This is a genomic window from Kitasatospora sp. NPDC088134 (genome assembly GCF_044741705.1).
Lineage (GTDB): Bacteria > Actinomycetota > Actinomycetes > Streptomycetales > Streptomycetaceae > Kitasatospora.
In genome coordinates this window covers 53,129-74,604 of sequence record NZ_JBIUTD010000034.1, presented here as the reverse complement: position 1 = coordinate 74,604, position 21,476 = coordinate 53,129, and the positions used below count along the sequence as shown (strand labels likewise).

Here is a 21,476-nt window from a genome sequence, read left to right as displayed (position 1 = left end):
CGGCGCGCATCGGTACGGCCCGGCCCGGCGTCCCCGGACCCGCGAAATCCCCCGTGCCCCCGTCGACCTGCCCCCGTGCCCGATGCTTCCGGCCCCGGACCTGCGGCGCAAGCACTTTGGCGATTCTGGGACCAAGCTGTGGACGGATTCCGGACGCGCGTACACAATCTGACGAATCGTCATCAAAAGGTCGGCGCCGGTGCGCACCTGAAGCGCCCCTGCCCGGACGGGTCGGCCGGGCCGGACCGGTGGCGGACCCGGACCCGCTCAGGCGAGCGCGCGCTCGTAGAACTCCACCATCCGCGCCGACACCTGCGGCAGCGTGAACCGGCCCAGGAACCGCGCCCGGGCCGCCTTCGCCCGCACCAGCGCCTCCCCGCGCCCGTCCAGCGCCCGCAGCAGCGCCGCCGCCAGCTCCTCCGGCCGCTCCGGCGGCACCAGCAGCGCGCACTCCTCCGACCCGGCGGTCTCGCGCAGCGCGGGCACGTCCGCGCACACCAGCGGCACCCCCACGCCCATCGCCTCCATCGCCGCGCTCCCCAGCCCCTCCCAGCGCGAGGGCACCGCGAACACCTCCGCCGCCGCCATCAGGTCGAACACGTCGTCGCGCGGCCCCAGGAAGCGCACGCCCGAGGTCCGGCCCGCCAACTCCTCCAGCCGGGCCGTCTCCGCGCCCCGGCTGCCCGCCAGCAGCAGCACCGCGTCCGGCCGCGCCGCCCGCACCCGCGGCCACGCCGACACCAGCACGTCCAGGCCCTTCTGGTACTGCTGCCGGGCCGCCGCCAGCACCACCGGGACGTCCTCCGCCAGCCCCAGCCGCCCGCGCACCGCCGCCCGCCGCTCCGGCGTCACCGACCCCAGCAGCTCCACGTCCCGGCCGCGCGGCACCACGTCGATCCGCCGCCGCGGCACCCGCAGCCGGGCCGCCATCACGTCCGCCACGTGCTCGGTCAGCGCGTGGAAGCGCCGCACCCCCTGCGCGGTCAGCGCGTCCACGCCCTGCGCCGCCCGCACCTTCCACGGGTGCAGCCCGCGCGCGTGCAGGTGCTCCGGCCCGTACGCCGCGTTCACCAGGCTCGACACCACCGGCACCCGGACGGACAGCGCCGCCGCCCGCCCCAGCACGTCCGACTCGTACAGCGTGGTGTGCACCAACTCCGGCCGCAGCCGCCGGAATTCGTCCCGCAGCCCGGCCACCCGGGCCGAGCGCGAGCCCCGCAGCACCGGCAGCACGCCCGCGCCCGCCGCCCGCAGCTCCTCCTGGAACCCGCCCGGCGACTCCTTCAGGAACGCCACGTGCAGCTCCACGCCCGAGCGCACCAGCAGCGGAGCCATCGCCACCAGGCCCTGCTCCGCGCCGCCCACCCGGCTGACACTGTCGATCACGTACACCACGCGCACCGCGCCACACCCCCTCGCCCGGGCCACCCCCCGGCCGCCGCTCAGCATCCCAGCACCGGCACCCCCGCGTCCGCGAAACCGGAGGAAACCCGACCGCCCGCCGCCCCGGCCGGACCGGCTCCGCCCCGGCCCCCGCGGGCTTCCCCGAACCGCCGCCCGCGCCGCCCGCCGCTCGGTAGGGTCGGGCCCATGGCCGAGCCGCGCGTACTGCACGTGATCACCGACCCCCGGGCGCGCGGCGCCCAGCGCCTCGCCCGCGACCTGCACGCCGAACTCCTGCGCCGCGGCGGGCCGTCCGAGCTCACCGCGCTGCACCCGCACCGCGACGCCGACCCCGCCGACCCGACCCCCGTGCTCGGCCCGTCCCGGCACCACCCCGCCACCCTGCGCGCGCTGCGCCGGGCCGCCGCCCGCGCCGACGTGGTGGTCGCGCACGGCTCCTCCACCCTGCAGGCCTGCGCGCTCGCGCTGTTCGCCGCCCGCACCCCCTTCGTCTACGTCAACATCGGCGACCCCCGGCACTGGACCGCGAGCCCCGCCCGCCGCCTGCGGGTCGGCGCCCTGCTGCACCGCGCCGCCGTCGTCGCCGCGATCTCCCCGCACGCCGCCGAGGTGCTCCGGGAGCGCTTCCGGCTCCCCGCCCGCCGCCTGCGCACCCTCCCCAACGCCCGCCCCGCCGACCGCTTCCGGCCCGCCGCCGACCCCGCCGAACGGGCCGCCGCCCGGGCCGCCCTCGGCCTGCCCGCCGACGGCCCGCTGATCGCCTGGGTCGGCGCGCTCAGCCCCGAGAAGCGCCCCGACCTGGCGCTGGCCGCGCACGCCGCCCTCCCCGCCGGGACGCACCTCGCACTGGCCGGCGAGGGCCCGCTGCGGGCCGGCCTCGCCCCCGGCCCGGGCGTCCACCTGCTCGGCCCGCTCGCCGACCCCGCCCCGCTCTACCGGGCCGCCGACCTGCTGCTGCTCACCTCCGACTCCGAGGGCGTCCCCGGCGTGCTGATCGAGGCCGCGCTGGCCGGGCTGCCCGCCGTCGCCACCGACGTCGGCTGGGTCTCCGACGTGGTCCGCCCCGGCGAGACCGGCCTGCTCGTTCCGCCCGGCGACCCCGCCGCCCTCGCCGCCGCGCTGCGCACCCTGCTGGACGACCCCGCCGCCCGCGCCGCGCACGGCGCCGCCGCCCGGGCCCACGCCCGGGCCCGCTTCGACCTCGACGTGGTCACCACTGGCTGGCAGGACCTGCTGCGCGAGGTCGCCGCCCGCTGAGGCCCGCAGGCCGACGCCCCCTGGCGGGACGGTGGCGCCCGGCGATACTGGACACCTGACGGCGTGTGGGAAACGGGGGGCCGATGGCCGGGTGGATCGTGGCGGTGCTGGTGGTGCTGCTGATCGCGCAGAGCGGGGTGCGGAAGGTCGGCCGGCAGGAACGCGGCGTGGTGTTCCGGCTCGGCAAGGCGCTCGACCGGACCAGGCAGCCCGGCTGGACGGTGGTGGTCCCGTGCGTCGACCGGATCGTCCGCGTCGACATGTCCGACCGGACCGTCGAGCTGCCCTTCCAGGGCCCGACCCGGGACGGCCGGCAGGTCCGGATCGAGGCCGCGCTGACCTACCGCGTCATCGACCCGTCGGCGGCCCTGCTCGGCGTCCGCAACTACCACCTGGCGGTCTGCCAGCTCGGCCTGGTGACGCTGCGCACCGCGGCCGAGCAGCGCGACTACGCCGAACTCACCACCTCGCGCGCGGAGTTGCGGCACGCCCTGCTGCGCGAGGTCCGCCCCGCCGCGGCCGACTGGGGCGTCGAGCTCGCCCACGTCGAGGTCCGCGGCGTCACCCCCGCCGGCCCGTCGACGCCCGAACCGACCCTGCCCTGAACGGAGTTCACCCGCCGTTCCGGCCCGGGCCGGAACGGGGAGCGAGCCGCCGAACGCCCGTCCGAATCGGGTCGTCCCGCTGCTGCTCCGTTCCGGCGAATTCCGCCGCCCGTGGCCCGGTCGCGTGGAACGCCGCAGGGCCGCCTGCCAGGCTGCCCTGGTGAATCCGCTGCTCCGCACCACTGTCCTGTTCGCCGTCGCCGGCGGCCTGCTCGCCGCCCCGGCCGTCGCCGCCCAGGCCGCGTCCGCCCTCCCCGCCGGGTCGCCCGGCCCGCAGTTCCTGACGTCCGGTCGGCAGCCGACCGGGCAGCAGCCGACCGCGCCCACCCAGCAGCACCCGCCGGTGGCGGCGCTGCGCCCGCTGCGGCCCGTCGACCCGGCCGCGCCCGCGCCCGGCGCCACGATCGCCCCGGCCGGGCCGCTCGGTGCCGGCCACAAGGCCGAACGCCTGCACGAGGCGGTCGAGTTCTTCTGGTACGACTGCTACCACTCGGCGCAGCTGGAACAGCCGCTGGAGAGCTGGGCCGGCCGCCACCGGGACGACGTCACGCTGCGCCGGGTCCCGGCGATCTGGACCGGCAGCCCGGACGAGGCCGCGCAGCGCGCGCACGCCCGGCTGTACTACACCCTGGAGCGGCTCGGCCAGGTCGACCGGCTGCAGGCCACCGTGTTCCGCTCGATCCGCGAGCAGCACGCCGACCTCACCACCGAGAACAGCGCCGTCGACTGGGCGTCCGCGCACGGCATCGACGCCGCCCGGTTCCGGGCCGCGTACCGCTCCGCCGAGGTCGACCGGCTGGTCGAGGACGCGCCCCGGGTGTTCGTCGCGAACAAGGTCACCGAGCTGCCCACGGTGATCGTGGACGGGGCGGGCCGCACCTCGCCGACCCGGTCCGGCGGCGTCGACAACATGCCCGCCGAGCTCGACCGGCTGGTGGCCGAGCAGCCGGCCGGCTGAGCGTCCCGCCCCGCGCGCTCCTGACGGTCCGTCCGCCGCGCACCCCCGCCCCGCCGGTGCCGTTCGGCCGGTAACCGTTTCCAACTCCCCTTCCCCCGGCCTGAGCTGGCGCAATCTTCACCGAACCCGCCCGCGCCCCGCACACTCTGTGTCATTGTGGTCGCCGGGCCGCCCGGGCAGCGGCGGCGACCGGCCGGGGGGATCGGCCGGCCCCGGCCGTGACCTGTCCGGTCCGGTCGGCAGACGGCATGGCCGGACGGCACAGGCGGACGGCACAGGCACCGGGGGAGACCACAGCCCCCGGAGAGGGCAGGAGTCCGTGGGGGGACAGCGCGCACAGGTCATCGACGAGCGCGGGAGCACGACCGCCCCGCCGGGCGCCCCGGTCCCGGCCGGGCCGCCGCCCGAACTCGTCTTCAAACGGCGCCTGCGCCCGCTCCAGGTGGCCCGCGAGCTGTGGGCCGCCCGGGAGTTGGTCCGGGCGCTGGCCGAGCGCGACCTGCGCGCCCGGTACAAGCAGGCGGTGCTCGGCTTCGCCTGGGCGGTGCTCACCCCGCTGGCGCTGTGCGCCATCTTCACCCTGGTCTTCCACCGGGCCGTCAAGATCGAGACCGGCGCCGTCCCGTACACGCTGTTCGCCTACCTCGGCCTGATCGTCTGGCAGTTCTTCTCCAACACGATGAACCAGGGCGCGCTCAGCCTGGCCAACAACCTGAGCCTGCTGAACAAGGTCTACTGCCCGCGCGAGGTGTTCCCGCTGGCGACCATGCTGGTCGCCACCGTCGACATGGTGATCGGCGTCGGCGTGCTCGGCCTGATGTTCCTGGTCTTCTGGACGGCCCCCGCCGCCACCTTCCTGTGGGCGGTGCCGCTGCTGGCCATCCAGTTCGCCTTCACCTACGGCATCGCGCTGATCCTCTCGGTCGCCGTGGTCTACCTGCGCGACGTCCGCCACCTGCTGCCGATCATCACCCAGATGGGCGTCTTCGCCACCCCCGTCGCCTACCCGCTGGCCAAGATCCCGCACCGCCTGCAGGAGATCTACGTCGGCGTCAACCCGCTCGGCGCCGTCATCGAGGGCTACCGCAAGGCGCTGCTGTACGGCGAGGCTCCGGACGCCCGGATGACGCTGATCGCCGCGGCCAGCTCGCTGGTCTTCCTGGTCGGCGGGTACCTGGTCTTCAAGAAGCTGGAAACGGGGATCGCCGATGTCGCGTGACTACCCTCTGGGCACCATCCGCACCGAGCAGGTCTGGAAGCGGTTCCGCGCCGACCAGCAGCGGATGCTGCTGCGCGACCGGGTCGACCAGGTCGCCCGCCGCCTGCGCGGCGACCGCGGCGAGGACTGGCGCTGGGCGCTGCGCGACATCAACCTGCACATCGAGCCCGGCGAGTCGGTCGGCCTGATCGGCTCCAACGGGTCGGGGAAATCGACCCTGTTGAAGATGCTGACCCGGGTGATGTACCCGTACGCGGGCGTCATCGACGTGCGCGGCCGGATCGGCGCGCTGATCGAGATCCGGGCCGGCATCCACCCCGACCTGACCGGCCGGGAGAACATCTACCTGTTCGGCGCGCTGCTCGGCCTCAAGCGCCGCGAGGTCGCCGGGCGCTTCGACGACATCGTTGAGTTCGCCCGGCTCGGCGGCGCGATCGACCGGCAGGTCAAGTTCTACTCCTCCGGCATGCAGATGCGCCTGGGCTTCGCGGTCGCCGCCTACCTGGAGCCGCACGTCCTGCTGGTCGACGAGGTGCTGGCGGTCGGTGACGCGGTCTTCCAGCAGCGCTGCCTGGACCGGATGCGCGAGGTCGCCGAGCAGGGCACCACCATCGTCTTCGTCTCGCACGACCTGCCCGCCGTGCAGTCGATCTGCCGGCGCGGCGTCTGGCTGGAGCAGGGCACCGTCCGGGTCGACGCCGGCATCAAGGACGCGCTGGCCGGCTACCGGGACTCCATCGAGGCCCAGTCCGAGGCGTCCGCCCGGGTCGGCGAACCGCTCCAACTGCTCAAGTACGAGGTGCGCGGCGAGGACGAGGACGCCGCCACCCTGCACACCGACGAGCCGGTCACCGTCGAACTGACCCTCGGCGGCGACTACCGCGGCGACGCCACCCTGCACCTGGGCGTCAGCGAGGGCACCTCCAGCCCGATCTTCCAGATCAGCCACGAGATCCGGATGACCGGCGGCGACCACAAGGTCGCCTGCGTCATCCCCCGGCTGCCGCTGCCGCGCGGCCGCTACACCCTGTGGACGGGCGTCTACTCGATCGGCAAGACGGACGGCGGCACGCTGATGAGCTGGCACTCGGCCGGGCAGTTCGACGTGTTCGGCCCGATGCTCGACACCCCGCCGCGCGCCGTCGTGATGGCCGCGCCCGTCTTCGTGCCGCACCAGTGGGAGGACTGAGCATGCGTTCCGTCCGGGTCCTGGTCCACCTCAACAACCTGGCCCTCGGCGGCGCCCAGCTCAACGCCGTCGACATCGCCCGCACCCTGCGCGACCGGGGCCACGAGCCGGTGCTCTTCGCGCAGGGCGTGGACGGCCCCGCCCCGCTGGTCGAACTCGCCGCCGCGCACGACCTCGACCTGGTGGTGGCGGGCGACCCGGACACCCCGCACGCCGTGGTCCGGGCCCGGCTCGACCGGCTCGCCGCCGAGCACGGCTCCCAGCTGATCCACGCCTGGGAGGTCCGGGCCGCCCGCAACGCCTACTTCGGGCCCGGCCGGCAGGGCCGCCTTCCGATCGTCACCACCTTCTACGGCATCCGGATGCTCCGCGGCATGCCTCGCCACCAGCCGCTGGTCCTCGGCCTGGGTGCCCTGATGCCGGACGGCCGGGCCTTCGGCCACCGCGACCTGCGGCTGATCGAGCCCCCGGTCGACACCGGGGCGGACGCGCCGGGCGCGGTCTCCGGTGCCGAGTTCCGCGCCGAAGTCGGCGCCGCCCCCGACCAGTTGCTGCTCTGCATCGTCACCCGCCTGGTCTCCGGCCTGGAGAAGGACGCGGGCGTCTCCCGCACCATCAACGCCGTCCGCCTGCTCGACGACCCGAACCTGGTCCTCGCCGTGGTCGGCGGCGGCCCCAGCGAGGAGCGGCTGCGCGCCGAGGCCGCCCGCTGCAACGAGGAGCTCGGCCGCGAGGCGATCGTCCTCACCGGCCAGCGCGCCGACCCCCGCCCCGCCTACCAGGCCGCCGACCTGGTCCTCGGCATGGGCGGCTCCGCGCTGCGCGGCCTCGCCTTCGGCAAGCCCGTGATCGTGCACGGCGCGAGCGGCTACACCGCGATCCACGAACCCGGCCCGCTGGTCGAACCGCACGCCTCCCGCTGCATGTACGGCCACGGCGACCACCCCGCCGACGCCAAGGCGCTGGCCGCTCAGATCCGCGCCCTCGCCGACGACCCGGCCCGCCGCACCGAACTCGGCCGCTGGGGCCGCGACTGGGTGGTCGGCCGGTTCTCCCTCGACCACGTCTCCACCGCCTTCGAGGAGATCTACCGCGAACTCCTCCGCCGCCCCTCGGGCCGCACCGCCTGGCTCCGCGACCTCGAACAGATGTCCCGCTACGAGTTCGTCAAGCCCACCGCCCGCCGCCTCCTCGGCCGCTGACGCCCCGTCACCCCTCCATGCCGTCGGCGGTGGGCACGCCGAGGGCGTGGAGGAGGGTGCGGGCGGCCTGTTCGGCGGACAACTCGTCGGATTCGAGGGCGAGTTCGAGGTGGTCGGGGGCGAAGGGGCGGCCGGTGGCGGTGGCCCAGGCGAGGGCGTGGTGGCGGGCCTCGGCGCGGTCGGCCGTCCAGGCGGCGGTGACCTCGTCGACGCACTCCTGCCACTCCGCGTCGCTCAGGCCCTCGTCGTCCCGCTCGCAGCCGAACCGCTCCCGCACCTCGTGCTCCACCACCAGGCGGACGTTGTGCTCGAACGACCACGCCCCGCCGCCGGGGACGCAGCCCCGGACCACCGACCGGTCGTCGTGGTGGACCTGCACCACCAGGGCGGGCGCGCCGGTCCGCTCCGCGAGCCGGGCGGCCAGCTCCTCGGGCAGGGCGGCGATCCGGGTGGTCAGCAGCCACCAGCCGTCCGGAAGGGCCAACGCCTCGTCGGGGTGCGGGAGTTCGGGCAGTGCGGGGCGGTCGGTGCTGCCGGTTTCGTCGGTGCGGAAGGCGAGCAGGTGGCCGTGGAAGCCCATGGACGATTCCCCTCGGGAGGCTGCCGGGCCGATCAGCCGCCCGGGCGCAGCACGAGTGTGACGAACCCGAAGGCGGACCGGTAGCCGTTCAGCCATTCCCGCCGGTGCGCGTCGGCGGTCCGCAGCGCCTGCTCGCGGTCCGGGCCCGGAGGCCGGTCGAGCGCCCAGTCGGTGAGCGACCCCGTCCAGGCCCACTCGTAGGCGTCGAGTTCCGCCCGGGTGGAGGTGTGGCCCGCGACGGGCTCCCAGCCGGCGGCCCGGACGGCGTCGACCGTGCCCGGCAGGTCGAGCAGCTCGTCGCCGAACAACTCCCGTGCCAGCGGCGTGGGTTCGCCCTCCCAGTAGGACTCGCCGAGCAGTACCGCGCCGCCGGGCGCGAGCAGCGGCCGGGCGGCGGCCAGGGTCGCGGCGAGACCGCCGAACGCGTACGTCGCACCGACGCTCAGCACCGCGTCGAAGGGCTCGGCCGGGGCGAACTCCCGGACGTCGGCGTGGTGCAGCCCCAACCGCCGGGCCACCCCGGCCCGCTCGGCGGTGCGCCGCCCGGTCTCCAGCCCGGCGGCATCGGTGTCCACCCCCACCGCCCGCAACTCCGGGTGCGCGGCCAACGCCCGTACCGGCCAAGCCGCTTCGCCGCACCCGAGGTCCAGCAGCCGCCCACCGGCTCGCCCGCGCAGCAGCCGCTCCAGCAGCCACCCCACCGACTCGTCGGACAGCGGAGCGGCGATCGGGTGGTCGCGGTGCGCGATCCGGGAGATCTCGTGTCGTTCCATCGTCCCATCGTGCCCGCCGGGCGGGACCGCCATGCCAGGGGCCCCGGTCGGGCCGCCGGCCGTCGCAGGTTCCGCCCGGGCGGGCGGCTATTCGGCGCGCTGCGGCTGCGGGTACGTCCGGCCCTTCCAGGCCGCGCCCCGGCCGCGCCAGTGCTGGAGGGCGGAGTCGACCGTCATCAGCAGGTACAGCAGCGCGGTGAACGGCAGCAGCGGGGCGGCGGCGGGCCGGACCCCGTAGTAGCGGAGCATCGGGACGTAGCTGCCCGCCATCAGGGCCCAGGCGGTCAGGCCGGCGGCCGCCGTCCACCGGGCGCCGCCCGCCAGCCCGGCCAGGGCGGTCAGCGGCGGGGCCAGGTAGACCAGCGCGAGACCCACCACCGTGCCGATCAACAGCAGCGGCGAGTACCGGAGTTGGGCGTACGCGCTGCGCGAGACCATCCGCCACAGCGGGCCGAGGCCGGGGTAGGGGCGGACGGAGTCGACCAGATCGGCCAGGCCGAGCCAGGTGCGGCCGCCGGTGCGCTTGACGGCCCGGGCCAGCGAGACGTCGTCGATCACCGCGCCGCGGATCGCCGCGACGCCGCCCGCCCGCTCCAGCGCGTCCCGCCGCACCAGCGAGCAGCCGCCCGCCGCCGCGGCCGTCCGCGCACCGGGCCGGTTCGACCGGCGGAAGGGGTACAGCTGGGCGAAGAAGTACACGAACGCGGGGACGATCAGCCGCTCCCAGCGGCTCGCCACCCGCAGCCGGGCCATCTGCGAGACCAGGTCCAGGCCGTTCGCCTCCCCGGCCGCGACCAGCGCCCGCAGCGAACCGGGACGGTGCGCGATGTCGGCGTCCGTGAGCAGCAGCCACTCGGCGTCCCCGGCCCGCTCGACGCCGTGGCGCAGCGCCCAGAGCTTGCCCGTCCAGCCCGGGGGCAGCGGCGGGGGAGTGCTGACGGTCAGCGGCAGGCCGCCGGTGCGGTCGGCCAGCGCGCGGGCCAGGTCGCCGGTGCCGTCGGTGCTGTGGTCGTCGACCAGCACCACCCGGGCCGGGCCGGGGTACTCCTGGGCGAGCACGCTCGGCAGCGACACCGGCAGCACGTCCGCCTCGTCCCGGGCCGGGACCAGCACCACCACCGCGGGCCAGCGCGCGGGCCCGGACGCCGGCGCGGCCGGCAGCCGCTGGTCCGTCCGCCAGAACCCGCCGTGGCACGCCACCAGCCAGACCCACACCAGCAGCGACACCACCGACACCCACCAGAGCACCGTCACCCGGGCAGTGTGCCCCAGCGGGCGGCCGCCGCCCGAGAGGCGCGACCGCGAAGCCGCGGGCCCGGACCGCTCAGACCCGGATGCCCGTCAGCACCTCGCCCTGCGGGTAGCGCAGCGCCGCGACCTGGAGCGACGCGGGGCGCCCGGAGTGCAGGACGGTCAGCGTCCCGTCGCCCGCCGGGCCGGGGCCGAGGCGGCGCAGCGCCTGCGCGGCGACCGCGTCCGCCGAGCCGTGCAGCCGGGCGGGGGCGGCGAGCGCCGAGGCGATCTGCCCGTCGACCAGTTCGTAGTGGGTGCAGCCGAGCACGACGTCGGTGGTGTGCGCGGGCGTCCGGGCGGCGGCCGAGGCGATCGCGTCGGCGATCGCCGCCTCGTCCGCGTACTCCACCGCCTCCGCCAGCCCGGGGCAGGCCACCTCGTGCACCTCGGCGGCGCCGCCGAACTCGGCGATCAGGCCCCGCTGGTAGGCGCTCCCGGTGGTGCCGGGGGTGGCCCAGATCGCCACCACCCCGCCGGCCGCCGCCGCGGGCTTGATCGCGGGCACCGTCCCGATCACCGGCAGGCCCGGCTCGAACTCCGCCCGCAGGTGCGCCAGCGCGTGCACCGACGCCGTGTTGCACGCCAGCACCAGCACGTCCGGCCCGTGCGCCAGCGCCGCCTGCGCACACGCTCTCGCGTGCGCCGTCACGTCCTCGGGCGTCCGGGGCCCCCAGGGCATCCCGTCGGGGTCGCAGGAGACGACCAGGTCCGCGTCCGGCCGCAGCCGGCGGATCGCGGCGGCGGCGGCGAGCAGTCCGAGTCCGGAGTCCACGAGAGCGATCTTCACGAGCGACGACTCTACTCCTCCGGCCCCGGCGCCCCGGCGGACCGGACACGCGGAGCAGGGGCCGCTCCGCAGCCGTCCGGGCCCGAGGCAGGCCCCGCCACCTGCTCCGTTCGCATGAACGGGCGGCCCGGTTGCGGGCGGGGCGCGGGGGCGGTCGCCGAGGCCGGGGGCAGGGGACGGCTGACGGCTTCGGGGGCGCGGGGTGCGATCGGTGGGAGCGACGGCCCGGCCGCCGGCCCCGGCACCACCAGCGGCTCGGTGTCCGCCCTGGCACCGGCCGGCTGCGTCTACGCCTTCGGCCAGCTGCGCGGCATCCCCCCGCCGCGCCCACCGGACCCACCGGAACCGCCGTGAGCACCGACCCCGCCCGACCCCGCCGCCCCACCCTGCTCGCCTTCTCGTGCCCGGGGCGGCGGGTCGGGGCTCAGGCCTGTGCCCCCAGCAGCCGCTGCACCGCCGGTTCCAGGCCGGACAGGATGGTGTCGAAGCGCCGGGTCGAGGTCGTGGAGTCCACCTGCAGGCGGCTGATCCGCAGCGGGTGGGCCGGCAGCCGGGGGCCCAGCCGGTGGTCGGAGAGGAAGCCCAGCCGGTAGCCGAGCTGCCGCAGCACCGAGTCCGCCCGCTCGTCGAACCCGCCGTCGGGGTACGCGAACGCCGTCGGCGCCTCGCCCAGCCAGCGGGTCAGCACCCGGTGCGCGCCCGCGATCTCCGCGTGCACCGTCGCCGCGTCGCAGCGACGCAGCGACGGGTGCCCCAGCGTGTGGTTGCCCACCGCGACGTCCGCCGCCAGCAGCGCCCGCAGGTCCTCCGGGCGCAGCTGCTCCTGCGCCGGGGGGCGCCGGCTCGCCGACACCCGGAGCTCGGCCAGGGTGCGCCGGCGGTCCGGGTCGGGCAGCGCCTTGAGCAGCGCCAGCACCCGCTCCGGGTCGCCGCCGGCCGGCAGCAGCCGGGCCCGCCCGCCGTGCCGGGCCAGGAACGCGGCCTCGTGCCACCAGAACGGCTGCTCGGTGCCGACCAGCTCGGCGATCACGAACGCGGCCGCCGGGATGCGGCGGGCCACCAGCTCGGGCAGGGCGTGCCGCAGCACCGTGCGGTCCGGGTCGTCGAAGGTCACCAGCACCGAGCGCGGCGGCAGCGGCCGGCCCTCGGTGACGGCCCGCTCCACGTCCTGCACGGAGACCGGGGTGGCGAGCCGGCGCAGCCGGTCGAGCTGGGCGCCGAACGAACGGGGGTCGGTCACGCCGTGGTACGCCAGCACCGCCAGCCGCTGGGCGGCCCGGGCCCGGAACAGCGGCTGGGCCGGGCTGAACCGCAGCCAGCTGCCCCGGTCCTCCCGGGGACGGCGGACGGCGGGGGCGACGGCGGTCGGGACGACGGGCTGGGGCGGGGCGCAGACGGCAGCGGCGGTGGTGGCGTACGACACGGTTCCCCCTCGGTCGCCGGCAAGCGGCGTGGCGGTACCGTCGGCAGGCGGAGCCCGGCCTCCGACCCCGGGCGCGGCGGCTCCGCTCCCGAGTGATCTAGCCCGCGGCGGGCACTCCCAATCCCGCTCGTCGGACGGCTCCTGGATCGCTCAATGTAGTGGAGACCACCGACGCCCCGGGATGGTTGTACGCCGGACGGCGAGTTTTCGAGGGCGCCCCCGAACCGCCTCGCGGACCGCCCTGCGAACCGCCTTCCGAACCGCCTTCCGAACCGCCTTCCTGACCGTCCGGAGCACACCGCGGACCGCCGTCCGGACCGTCCGGAGCGCACCGCGTTACCGTGGAAGGCATGGCAGAGACCCGAGGTCACCGCACCGCCGCCCGCCGCGCCGAGCTCCTCGGCGGCTGCGCCCTGCACCGGCACCAGCCGCTGCTGGCCCTGCTCGGCGCGGTCTGCGTGGCGATGGGCATCGCGGTGGCCGTGCTGGTCCCGCAGAGCGACGGCCCGGCCTGGGTGATGGCGGTGGCCGGCTGCCTGGCCGCGGGCGTGCTGCTGCTGGCCCGGATCGGCCTGGCGCTGCTCCGCCCGGGCGGCGGCGCCACCTCCTGAACCTCCTGGGGCCCAGCCTCCCCGGCCCCTCCTGACCCTCGGATCCCCCTGCGCCCCGGCCGCGTTCCGACCGCCCGGGGGCCGGAAAACGTCCACCAAACGGACAGGACCGGTCGGACCGGCTGATTTTCGGCCTACCTACGCACTTCTTTCACGTTTCCCGGGCCGCAGCAGCACACTTCCCCCTACTGTGATGCGCATCGCCCGCGGCAGCCGCGGGCCGGGGGGTTTCACAGGTTCCGGTGCGGGGGCACCGCGAGGGGGATTCATGGCGAGCACCGCCGTTGCGGTCGGCGGCCTTCGGACCAAGGTCAAGCAGCAGTTGGCCCGCGCGGCCGGCCGGGTGCCCGGCGAGGGCGCCACCGTCCTGATCTACCACCGGGTCGGCGGCGGCACCGCCGACGAACTCGACCTCGCCACCGCCGACTTCACCGCCCAGGTCGACCTGCTCGCCGAGCTGCCGCCCGGCCGGGTGGTCTCCCTCGACGCCGCCGCCGACCGCCTCGAAGCCGGCCTGCGCACCCCCAGCACCGTCCTCACCTTCGACGACGGCTTCGCCGACACCTACGGGACGGCCTGGCCGCTGCTCAAGGAACGCGGCCTGCCGTTCACGATCTACCTGGCCAGCGGCCTGGTCGGCGGCCCGATGCGCTGGGAGGGCTCCACCGCCAAGGGCGCCCCGGCCCAGGGCCTCAGCTGGGAGCAGCTGCGCGAGATGAGCGACTCCGGGCTGTGCACCGTCGCCAACCACACCCGCACCCACGCCCGGCCCGAACTGCTCAGCACCGCCGAACTCGACGCCTGCGGCGACGACGTCGAGGAGCACCTCGGCACCCGCCCCCGGCACTTCGCCTACACCTGGGGCCGCCCCGTCCCGCACATGGACGCCGCGCTGCGGGCCCGGTTCCGCACCTCCGCCACCGGCGAGGTCGGCCGCAACCTGCCCGGCCAGGACCCGGTCCGCTTCCACCGCGTCCCGGTCCGCCGCACCGACCCGATCGACTTCTTCCGTGCCAAGCTGTACGGCCGGCTGATCCCGGAACGCGCCTACGCCCGGATCGTCGCCACCGCGAAGGCGGTGGGCGCCAGTGCCTGACCAACTGCCCGACCAGTTGCCCGACCAACTGCCCGGCCGAGCGTCCGGCCAGGTGCCCGACCAGGTGGCCGACCGGCTCCCGCTGCGCCTGCGCGGCGAGGACGGCCGCCCGCTGCGGGTCGCCCACCTCACCACCGTCGACATGTCGCTGCACCTGCTGCTCGCCACCGAACTCACCGTCGACGTCGAGCACGGCCTGCAGACCCACGGCATCAGCGCCCCCGGCCCGTACCTCGACCGGATCGAGCGGATCGGCGTCCGCCACCGCCCGCTGCCCTCGCTCACCCGCGCCTGGCAGCCCCGCGCCGACCTCGCCGCCGCCCGCGAACTCCTCGCCGCGCTGCGCGAGATCCGGCCCGACGTGCTGCACACCCACAACCCGAAGACCGGTGTGCTCGGCCGCGTCCTGGGCCGGCTCGCCGGCGTCCCCGTCGTCGTCAACACCTGCCACGGCCTCTGGGCGCAGGCCCACGACCCGCTCGCCAAGCGGCTCGCCGTGCTCGGCGCCGAGGCTCTCGCCGCCCGCTTCTCGCACGCCGAGCTGTACCAGAACGCGGAGGACCGCGCGACGCTCGCCCGCTGGGGCGTGCCCGCGAAGCGCTCCCGGGTGGTCGGCAACGGCGTGAACCTCGACCGGTTCCCCGCCCCCGGCCCGCAGCGGGACGCCCTGCGTGCCCGACTGCGCACCGAACTCGGGCTCGCCGACGGCGAGTTGCTGGTCGGCGGGGTCGGCCGGCGGGTCGCCGAGAAGGGCATCCGCGAGTACGCCGAGGCGGCCCGCGCGCTGGCCGGCAAGGCCCGCTTCGTCTGGATCGGCCCCGACGACCCCGACAAGCCCGACGCACTGCGCGCCGCCGAGGCCGGCCTCGAATTCCTCGGCGCCCGCGACGACATGCCCGCCGTGTACGCCGCCCTCGACGTCTTCGTCCTCCCCTCCTACCGGGAGGGCTTCTCCCGCTCCGGCATGGAGGCCGCCGCCAGTGGCCTCCCCATGGTGCTCAGCGACATCCGCGGCTGCCGCGAGATCGGCACCCACGGCGAACACCTGCTGCTCGCCCCGGCGGCCGACGCCGCCGCCCTGACCCGCGCCCTCGACCGGCTCCTCACCGAGCCGGAGCTCCGGATACGCCTGGGCGCGGCGGCCCGCCGCCGTGCCCTCGACCGGTTCGACCAGCGCGCGGTCGCCCGGGTCTCGCTGGAGACCTACGCCGCCGTCGCCCGCCGCCGCGGACTGCGCTGGAGCACCGACTGACACCGCCACCGCACCGCACCGCCAGGCGCGCCGAGCAGCCCGAAGCGCGCCCACAACACCACAACGCACCAACCCAGTTGGGGGAGAAATGAAGCGAGGGGGGGACCTCGCGGTCGCCGCACTGGCCGGGATCATCGCCGTCCCGCTCGGCCTGGTGATCGCCCTCCTGATCCGCGCCACCATGGGCGGACCGGTGATCTTCCGCCAGACCCGCTCCGGCCGCCACGGCCAGGAGTTCCGCATCCTCAAGTTCCGCACCATGCGCGACAAGCGCTTCGAGGACGAACCCGATGCCCCGCGCATCACCCGCCTCGGCGCCCTGCTGCGCCGGACCAGCCTGGACGAGCTCCCGCAGCTGTGGAACGTCGTCCGCGGCGACATGGGGGTCATCGGCCCCCGCCCCACCCTGCCCGAACAGGTCGTCCACTACTCCGACCGCCAGCGCGGCCGCCTCGCCCTGCGCCCCGGCCTCACCGGCTGGGCCCAGGTCCGCGGCCGCAACTCCATCACCTGGCCGGAACGGATCGAGCTCGACCTCTGGTACATCGAGCACCGCAGCCTGCTGCTCGACCTGCGCATCCTCGCCCTCACCGCGAAGATGCTGCTCCACCCCACCGGCATCACCGCCGCCGGCGGCGTCAACCCCGGCTTCCCGGTGCCCGCCGAGGCGGCCGCGGCCGGCCAGCAGCGGATCGTGCTGCCCCGGCAGGCCACCGCCACCGCGCCCCGCCTGGTCCAGGAGGAACTGCGGCGCGGCTGAACCGGAACGATCAACGGGGGCGGGACACGGCCGGACCGTGCCCCGCCCCGTGCTCGTGCCCGCTATCGTCGTCCGACCTGACGGACCGTCGGGGAACGGACCGCCGGAGAACGTGCCGTCGAAGAACGTGCCGTCGGAGCACACGAAGAACACGGAGAACGCGCAATGCTGTGGATCGCGGGAGCGGGCGGCGTCGGCCGGGAGGCGCTGGACGTGGCGCTCGCCGCCGGCGTCGAGGTCGCCGGGTTCCTGGACGACCGGCTCGCCGGGGGGATGGTGCGCGGGCTGCCCGTCGCCCCGCCCGCCGCGCTGGCCCCGGGCACGTCCTACCTGATCGGCATCGCCGACCCGGCCGTCCGGGCCCGGCTCGCCGCCCTGCTGGACGCCGCCGGGGGAGTGGCCGCCACCCTGGTCCACCCGCGGGCGATCGTCGCCCCGGAGACCGAACTCGCCCCCGGCTGCCTGGTGATGGGCGGCGCGCACGTCTCCAGCAACGTGCGGATCGGCCCGCACGGCCAGGTCCACTACAACGCCACCGTCGGCCACGACAGCCGCCTCGACGCCCGGGTCTCGGTCTACCCGGGCGCCAACGTCTCCGGCGCCGTCCACCTCGCCGAGGACGCCACCGTCGGCTCCGGCGCCGTCGTCCTCCAGGGCCGCACCGTCGGCCGCGCTGCCTTCGTCGGCGCCGGCGCCGTCGTCACCCGCGACGTCCCCCCGGCCACCACCGTCGTCGGCGCCCCGGCCCGCCCCCTGGCGTCCACCTCGCGGACCTCGTGAACGCCTAGGCTCCCTCGCATGGGAATTCCTGCGTTTCTGGCCGAACTCCGGTCCGTGGTCGGCACCATGCCGCTGTGGCTGTCCGGGGTGTCGGCGGTGGTCCTGGACGACGACGGGCGGGTGCTGCTCGGGCGGCGGGCCGACGACGGGCGCTGGGCGGTGATCGGCGGCATCCTCGACCCGGGCGAGCAGCCCGCCGACGCCGTGGTCCGCGAGTGCCTGGAGGAGACCGGGGTGACCGTCCGCCCGGAGGCGCTGGTCTCGGTCGGCGTCACCCCGATGATCGAGTACCCGAACGGCGACCGCTCGCAGTACCTCGACCTGGTGTTCCGCTGCCGCCTGGTCTCCGGCGAGGCCCGGGTCAACGACGACGAGTCGCTGGAGGTCGGCTGGTTCGCCCCGGACGCGCTGCCCGAACTCGACCGGCGCACCCACGAACGGATCGAGCACGCGCTGGCCGGAAACGGCGCCGCGCACTTCGAACTGACGGAGCACCGGCCGTAGCGGCCGCGCGCCGGGGCGCCCCGGCGCGCGGACCGCGGCTCAGAGCGTCCGGAACCACTCCGCGGTGCGCCGCAGGCCCTCCGCCAGCGGCACCGGCCGCACCTCGGGGAACAGTTCGCGCAGCCGCGCGTTGTCGGCCTGCGAATCCCGGACGTCGCCCGGCCGCGGCGCCACGTGCTCGGCGGCCACCGGCGCGCCCAGCACCTCGCCCAGCAGACCGATCAGCTCCAGCAGCGAAGTCCGGGTGCCGAACGCCAGGTTGACCGGGTCCGCGGAGACCACCCGGCGCAGCACCGCCTCGGCGATCACCTGGGTGACCGTGCCGACGTAGGTGAAGTCGCGGCTCTGCAGCCCGTCCCCGTGCACCGTCACCGGCCGGTCGTGCAGCGCCGCGTCCAGGAACGCCGGGACGACGGCCGCGTACGCGTGCCCGGCGGGCTGCAGCGGGCCGAACACGTTGAAGAAGCGCAGCGGCAGCACGCCCAGGCCGTAGCAGTGGTGGTACGCGCCGAGGTAGGCCTCGGTGGCGAGCTTGGAGACCGCGTACGGGCTCATCGGCACCGTCCGCATCGACTCCCGCTTGGGCAGCTCCCGGTTGGCGCCGTACACCGAGGAGGAGGACGCCGCCGCCACGTACAGGCCGCCCGCGCGGCGGGCCGCCTCCAGCACCTCCAGCGTGCCGGTGGCGTTGGCGTGGTGGCTGGCCAGCGGGGCCGCCACCGAGCGCGGCACCGAGGGCAGCGCCGCCAGGTGCACCACCGCGTCCGCGCCGGTGAAGGCCGCGTCCAGCAGCGCCGGGTCGAGGATCGTGCCCTCGAACAGCGTGACGTCCACCCCCGCCAGGTTGGCCTTGCTGCCGGTCGACAGGTCGTCCACCACCCGGACCTCGTCGACCTCCGGACGGGCCGTCAACTCCCGGGCCAGGTTCGCCCCGATGAAACCGGCTCCACCGGTGATCACCACACGCATCCGTACGCACCAACCCCTCCGCCGGGCCCGGGGACTCCCCCCACCGGGCCGATGCGCCCGACTCTAGCGGCGGCCACCGGCCCGGCGGGCCGAAAACCCGCTCAATCGGGGCCGAACCGTCCCATTGGACCCACCCCGCTCCACCACCCGCCGACCCCCGCGGCGGACCCGCGCATCGACCGATCGGCGGACCCGCGGCCGGAACGGCCGAAAAAGCGGAGGGCCGGACGGATTGGCCGAAAAAGAGCGGCTCGGCAAGGTACGGCTCGGCAGGGGACGGCCCGGCGGGGACGGCTCAGCGCTTCGAGCGGCGCCCGGTCTCCTCGGCCGCGTCCAGCACCGCCGCCAGGTCGCCGCCCGCCGTCGCGGTCGCCACCGCCGCCACCGCGCCCTCCACGAACGGCGCGTCCGCGAACCGGACCGGGAACGGCAGCCCGTGCTCGTCGGCCCGGGCCAGCAGCGCCAGCACCGTCCGCACCGCGCCGTCCAGGTCGCACAGCACCGCCACCCCGTGCCCCTGGTCGACCCGGCGGGCCGCCGCGGCCACCAGCAGCGCGCTGGCGCCCGGCCCGTCGGTCGGCGCGCCGCCGGTCGCCGCCACCGGCGCCGCGTCCGCGGTGTCGGTCTCCGCCAGCGCCAGCGCCCGGGCGGCGTCCGCCAGTTCCAGGCTGTGCGAGACCAGCACCACGCCGACCCGGCCGTGCCCGGTCGGCCGGGAGGGCCGCGGCACGGCCGGCGCGGGCACCGGCACCGTGCCGGTCGCCGCGCCCACCGGCGGCGCGGACGGCGCGGTGGTGATCGGGATGACGTCGGCCCGGCTGCCGTCCCGCTGGTCCATCGGCTGCTCCCCGGTCGGTGGCTGACCGCGCGTCGGCTGATCGCGCACCACCCATCCTCGCCCCGACCGGGGCCCGGAGCGGGCCAATAGCACAGGTGTCGGCGCGGCACGGCCGGAACGGCCCATCTCCACCGCCGACGGGGCGCGCCGCGGCGGATCCGCCGGCCGGACGCCCCGCGCTGGCTAGGCTGGCGCCCGAACACCGCAGCAGGACGCGCGGCGGCACGGCTGGGAGGGCACCGGGCATGACGGCACAGGGGCAGGCGCAGGCGCAGGAACAGCAGACGCACGACCCGGCACGGGAAGGCGCCGCGGACGACCGGCGCAAGATCGAGCTGGACGTGAGCGGCGCCGAGTGGCAGTCCGCGGGCGGCGACGGCACCGGCGTCCAGATCGCCTTCGTCGACGGGTACATCGCGATGCGCAACGGCTCGGAGCCGGACGGCCCGGCGCTGATCTTCACCCCGGCCGAGTGGCGGGCGTTCGTGCTGGGCGCCCGCGACGGCGAACTCCGCGGCTGAGGCGGCCCCGCAAAGCCCGCGGCAGGCCCGCGGCAGGCCCGCGGCAGGCCCGCGGCAGGCCCGCGGCAGGTTGTCGGCGAGCCCGTGGAGGGCTCCCGGAACCCGCCGGGTCGCGAGCTGTTCACCTGGCGGACACCCGGCGGAGCCCGCCCGAGCCGCGCCCGCGCAGGTGACGGGCGGGTGGGCACCCAGGTTACGAAAGAGTTCTGATGGGCCGAAACTTGTTGACTGGTCGACAAGGGTCGCCGAGAGTATGAGCAGGCAGACGCCGTGCCAACCGCCCCCACGCGGTATTGGCACGGCGCCCGCTGTGCTGCCCGTCACCGGCGCCGATGACGGGCCCTCCCACCCCGTGCCGCACAGGGGTGCGGCAGCCGTCGCAACGGGAGCGGCCCGTACGGGAAGAGCTACTCCCCGAGTGGGCCGAACCCGGATTCCGCACGCCCCCACGCGGCGGTGATCCGGGCAAGGTCCGCGAGCGCGACGGCAAGGGCCCCGCGAACCTGGCTTCTGTGTTATGTGGCTTTCGTGGTGCTGGTCCTGATGGTGCGTCGACCGCAGCGAGGACCGGGGACACTGTCGTCCGCAGGCTCTCGGAACCGTCTGAAGAACCATTGAATCAGCAAATGGTGCTTGGAGTTCACACGACCGCGTGCGCAGTGAGGGAATGCGCGCAAGGCACGCTGCGACAAGCCGCTCCCTGTGGATCTCGCCCCGGAGCGGCCGTCGTGCTGAACCGAACGTAGCCCGGACGGTTGCTCAGAGTCAACATTGGTCCCTGAGCGTAGATCTGGGCCTGATCGCGGACCCACTCACCGGGCGCGGTCCACCGGCCACGTACGATGGGCCCATGTCATTTCTCCGCCGACGCTCCGGCCAGCCCGCCGGCCCGGACTTCGACGTACTGGCGATGGACCCGGGCGACTGGCCCGGCCTGTTCGGGGCCATGATCATGACCGGCTCCGACGGTTCCTGCCAAGGCATTTTCCTGCGCTACGACCTGCTCGGCGGCCGCGGCCCGGCCATGCTGATCGGCAACCTGCCGCAGGGCTCGCCCGCCCGCGAGAGCGAGGACGGCGTCCCCTTCGAGGTCCGCCAGCTGCTGGCGGCGCTGGAGAACGACGAGCCGGTGGAGTTCGTCTCCGCCGAGGACTTCCCGGTCATGCTCGGCGACGACCTGCTGATCGTCCGCAAGGTCAAGGTCAGCGAGGAGCGGCTGTACTGCTCCCAGTTCGGCCGCAGCGACGACGTCCAGGTCACCATCGCCTCCTGGGACCGACCGATTTCGGACGATCTCTACCAGCTCCTCAAGCCGCTCCCCGCGGAGATGTTCCAGCAGGACCAGTAGGCGCGCGATGACCCGGCCGCCGCTGCCCCGCCTGACCCGCCGCCTGCACGTCGACCTCCGGCGCACCGCCGGCGCGGCGTGTCCGGCCTTCTGAGCACCCGAAGCCC

23 protein-coding genes are annotated in these 21,476 nt (G+C 75.9%); 15 read left to right on the top strand and 8 right to left on the bottom strand.

The window, feature by feature from the left end; all coding sequences use genetic code 11:
- Nucleotides 1–267: 267 nt before the first annotated feature.
- The gene (locus ACIOHG_RS34145) at nucleotides 268–1,401 is read right to left on the bottom strand and encodes a glycosyltransferase family 4 protein (RefSeq protein ID WP_400956507.1); all 1,134 of its coding nucleotides are present in this window, start codon (nucleotides 1,399–1,401) and stop codon (nucleotides 268–270) included.
- A 189-nt stretch (nucleotides 1,402–1,590) separates the two neighbouring features.
- On the opposite strand from ACIOHG_RS34145, the gene ACIOHG_RS34140 reads away from it, so the two are divergent.
- The 6 genes from ACIOHG_RS34140 (at nucleotide 1,591) to ACIOHG_RS34115 (ending at nucleotide 7,834) form a co-directional block, all read left to right on the top strand.
- Nucleotides 1,591–2,661 carry a glycosyltransferase gene (locus ACIOHG_RS34140; protein WP_400956502.1) on the top strand — a complete coding sequence of 357 codons (1,071 nt, stop codon included), beginning with the start codon at nucleotides 1,591–1,593 and terminating at the stop codon, nucleotides 2,659–2,661.
- Between the two features lie 83 nt (nucleotides 2,662–2,744).
- Complete coding sequence (locus ACIOHG_RS34135; RefSeq protein WP_400956500.1) at nucleotides 2,745–3,266, top strand: SPFH domain-containing protein; 522 nt, start codon at nucleotides 2,745–2,747, stop codon at nucleotides 3,264–3,266.
- Between the two features lie 160 nt (nucleotides 3,267–3,426).
- On the top strand, nucleotides 3,427–4,224 hold the full coding sequence (locus tag ACIOHG_RS34130) for a DsbA family protein (RefSeq protein ID WP_400956497.1): 798 nt from the start codon (nucleotides 3,427–3,429) through the stop codon (nucleotides 4,222–4,224).
- A gap of 319 nt (nucleotides 4,225–4,543) precedes the next feature.
- Nucleotides 4,544–5,443, top strand: coding sequence for an ABC transporter permease (locus tag ACIOHG_RS34125; protein WP_400956495.1), 900 nt, complete (start codon nucleotides 4,544–4,546; stop codon nucleotides 5,441–5,443).
- A complete protein-coding gene (locus ACIOHG_RS34120; protein WP_400956492.1) occupies nucleotides 5,433–6,632 on the top strand; it encodes an ABC transporter ATP-binding protein in 1,200 nt (399 codons plus the stop codon). The genes ACIOHG_RS34125 and ACIOHG_RS34120 overlap by 11 nt, the downstream gene beginning before the upstream one ends.
- Nucleotides 6,633–6,634: 2 nt before the next feature.
- On the top strand, nucleotides 6,635–7,834 hold the full coding sequence (locus ACIOHG_RS34115) for a glycosyltransferase family 4 protein (RefSeq protein WP_400956490.1): 1,200 nt from the start codon (nucleotides 6,635–6,637) through the stop codon (nucleotides 7,832–7,834).
- A 7-nt stretch (nucleotides 7,835–7,841) separates the two neighbouring features.
- Here ACIOHG_RS34115 and ACIOHG_RS34110 read toward each other — a convergent pair whose 3' ends face one another.
- From ACIOHG_RS34110 to ACIOHG_RS34090, 5 genes are all read right to left on the bottom strand, one after another.
- Nucleotides 7,842–8,414: a hypothetical protein gene (locus tag ACIOHG_RS34110; protein ID WP_400956487.1), complete on the bottom strand. Its 573-nt coding sequence runs from the start codon at nucleotides 8,412–8,414 to the stop codon at nucleotides 7,842–7,844.
- A 32-nt stretch (nucleotides 8,415–8,446) separates the two neighbouring features.
- Nucleotides 8,447–9,187: an SAM-dependent methyltransferase gene (locus ACIOHG_RS34105; protein WP_400956485.1), complete on the bottom strand. Its 741-nt coding sequence runs from the start codon at nucleotides 9,185–9,187 to the stop codon at nucleotides 8,447–8,449.
- Between the two features lie 87 nt (nucleotides 9,188–9,274).
- Nucleotides 9,275–10,441, bottom strand: coding sequence for a glycosyltransferase (locus tag ACIOHG_RS34100; protein WP_400956482.1), 1,167 nt, complete (start codon nucleotides 10,439–10,441; stop codon nucleotides 9,275–9,277).
- 70 nt (nucleotides 10,442–10,511) lie between these two features.
- Entirely contained in the window at nucleotides 10,512–11,267 is a 756-nt protein-coding gene (locus tag ACIOHG_RS34095) for a glutamate racemase (protein ID WP_400956480.1), read from the bottom strand.
- 424 nt (nucleotides 11,268–11,691) lie between these two features.
- Nucleotides 11,692–12,690, bottom strand: coding sequence for a polysaccharide deacetylase family protein (locus tag ACIOHG_RS34090; protein ID WP_400956477.1), 999 nt, complete (start codon nucleotides 12,688–12,690; stop codon nucleotides 11,692–11,694).
- 350 nt (nucleotides 12,691–13,040) lie between these two features.
- Between ACIOHG_RS34090 and ACIOHG_RS34085 the strand changes: the two genes are divergently transcribed.
- The 6 genes from ACIOHG_RS34085 (at nucleotide 13,041) to ACIOHG_RS34060 (ending at nucleotide 17,693) form a co-directional block, all read left to right on the top strand.
- Nucleotides 13,041–13,301, top strand: a complete 261-nt coding sequence (locus ACIOHG_RS34085) for a hypothetical protein (protein WP_400956475.1) — start codon at nucleotides 13,041–13,043, stop codon at nucleotides 13,299–13,301.
- 268 nt (nucleotides 13,302–13,569) lie between these two features.
- Complete coding sequence (locus tag ACIOHG_RS34080) at nucleotides 13,570–14,397, top strand: polysaccharide deacetylase family protein (RefSeq protein ID WP_400956473.1); 828 nt, start codon at nucleotides 13,570–13,572, stop codon at nucleotides 14,395–14,397.
- Complete coding sequence (locus tag ACIOHG_RS34075; RefSeq protein WP_400956470.1) at nucleotides 14,390–15,649, top strand: glycosyltransferase; 1,260 nt, start codon at nucleotides 14,390–14,392, stop codon at nucleotides 15,647–15,649. The genes ACIOHG_RS34080 and ACIOHG_RS34075 overlap by 8 nt, the downstream gene beginning before the upstream one ends.
- Before the next feature lie 88 nt (nucleotides 15,650–15,737).
- On the top strand, nucleotides 15,738–16,409 hold the full coding sequence (locus ACIOHG_RS34070; RefSeq protein ID WP_400956468.1) for a sugar transferase: 672 nt from the start codon (nucleotides 15,738–15,740) through the stop codon (nucleotides 16,407–16,409).
- Between the two features lie 165 nt (nucleotides 16,410–16,574).
- A complete protein-coding gene (locus tag ACIOHG_RS34065; RefSeq protein WP_400956466.1) occupies nucleotides 16,575–17,189 on the top strand; it encodes a NeuD/PglB/VioB family sugar acetyltransferase in 615 nt (204 codons plus the stop codon).
- 18 nt (nucleotides 17,190–17,207) lie between these two features.
- A complete protein-coding gene (locus ACIOHG_RS34060; RefSeq protein ID WP_400956464.1) occupies nucleotides 17,208–17,693 on the top strand; it encodes an NUDIX hydrolase in 486 nt (161 codons plus the stop codon).
- Between the two features lie 39 nt (nucleotides 17,694–17,732).
- On the opposite strand, the gene ACIOHG_RS34055 is transcribed toward ACIOHG_RS34060, so the two are convergent.
- Nucleotides 17,733–18,662, bottom strand: a complete 930-nt coding sequence (locus tag ACIOHG_RS34055; RefSeq protein ID WP_400956462.1) for an NAD-dependent epimerase/dehydratase family protein — start codon at nucleotides 18,660–18,662, stop codon at nucleotides 17,733–17,735.
- 295 nt (nucleotides 18,663–18,957) lie between these two features.
- Nucleotides 18,958–19,500, bottom strand: coding sequence for a PTS fructose transporter subunit IIA (locus ACIOHG_RS34050; protein WP_400956459.1), 543 nt, complete (start codon nucleotides 19,498–19,500; stop codon nucleotides 18,958–18,960).
- A 245-nt stretch (nucleotides 19,501–19,745) separates the two neighbouring features.
- Between ACIOHG_RS34050 and ACIOHG_RS34045 the strand changes: the two genes are divergently transcribed.
- The 3 genes from ACIOHG_RS34045 (at nucleotide 19,746) to ACIOHG_RS34035 (ending at nucleotide 21,463) form a co-directional block, all read left to right on the top strand.
- Entirely contained in the window at nucleotides 19,746–20,021 is a 276-nt protein-coding gene (locus ACIOHG_RS34045) for a DUF397 domain-containing protein (protein ID WP_400956457.1), read from the top strand.
- Between the two features lie 850 nt (nucleotides 20,022–20,871).
- A complete protein-coding gene (locus ACIOHG_RS34040) occupies nucleotides 20,872–21,369 on the top strand; it encodes a hypothetical protein (RefSeq protein ID WP_400956454.1) in 498 nt (165 codons plus the stop codon).
- Nucleotides 21,370–21,376: 7 nt separating this feature from the next.
- Nucleotides 21,377–21,463 (top strand): putative leader peptide, encoded by an 87-nt coding sequence (locus tag ACIOHG_RS34035; RefSeq protein WP_400956530.1) that lies wholly within the window; start codon nucleotides 21,377–21,379, stop codon nucleotides 21,461–21,463.
- Nucleotides 21,464–21,476 lie beyond the last annotated feature (13 nt).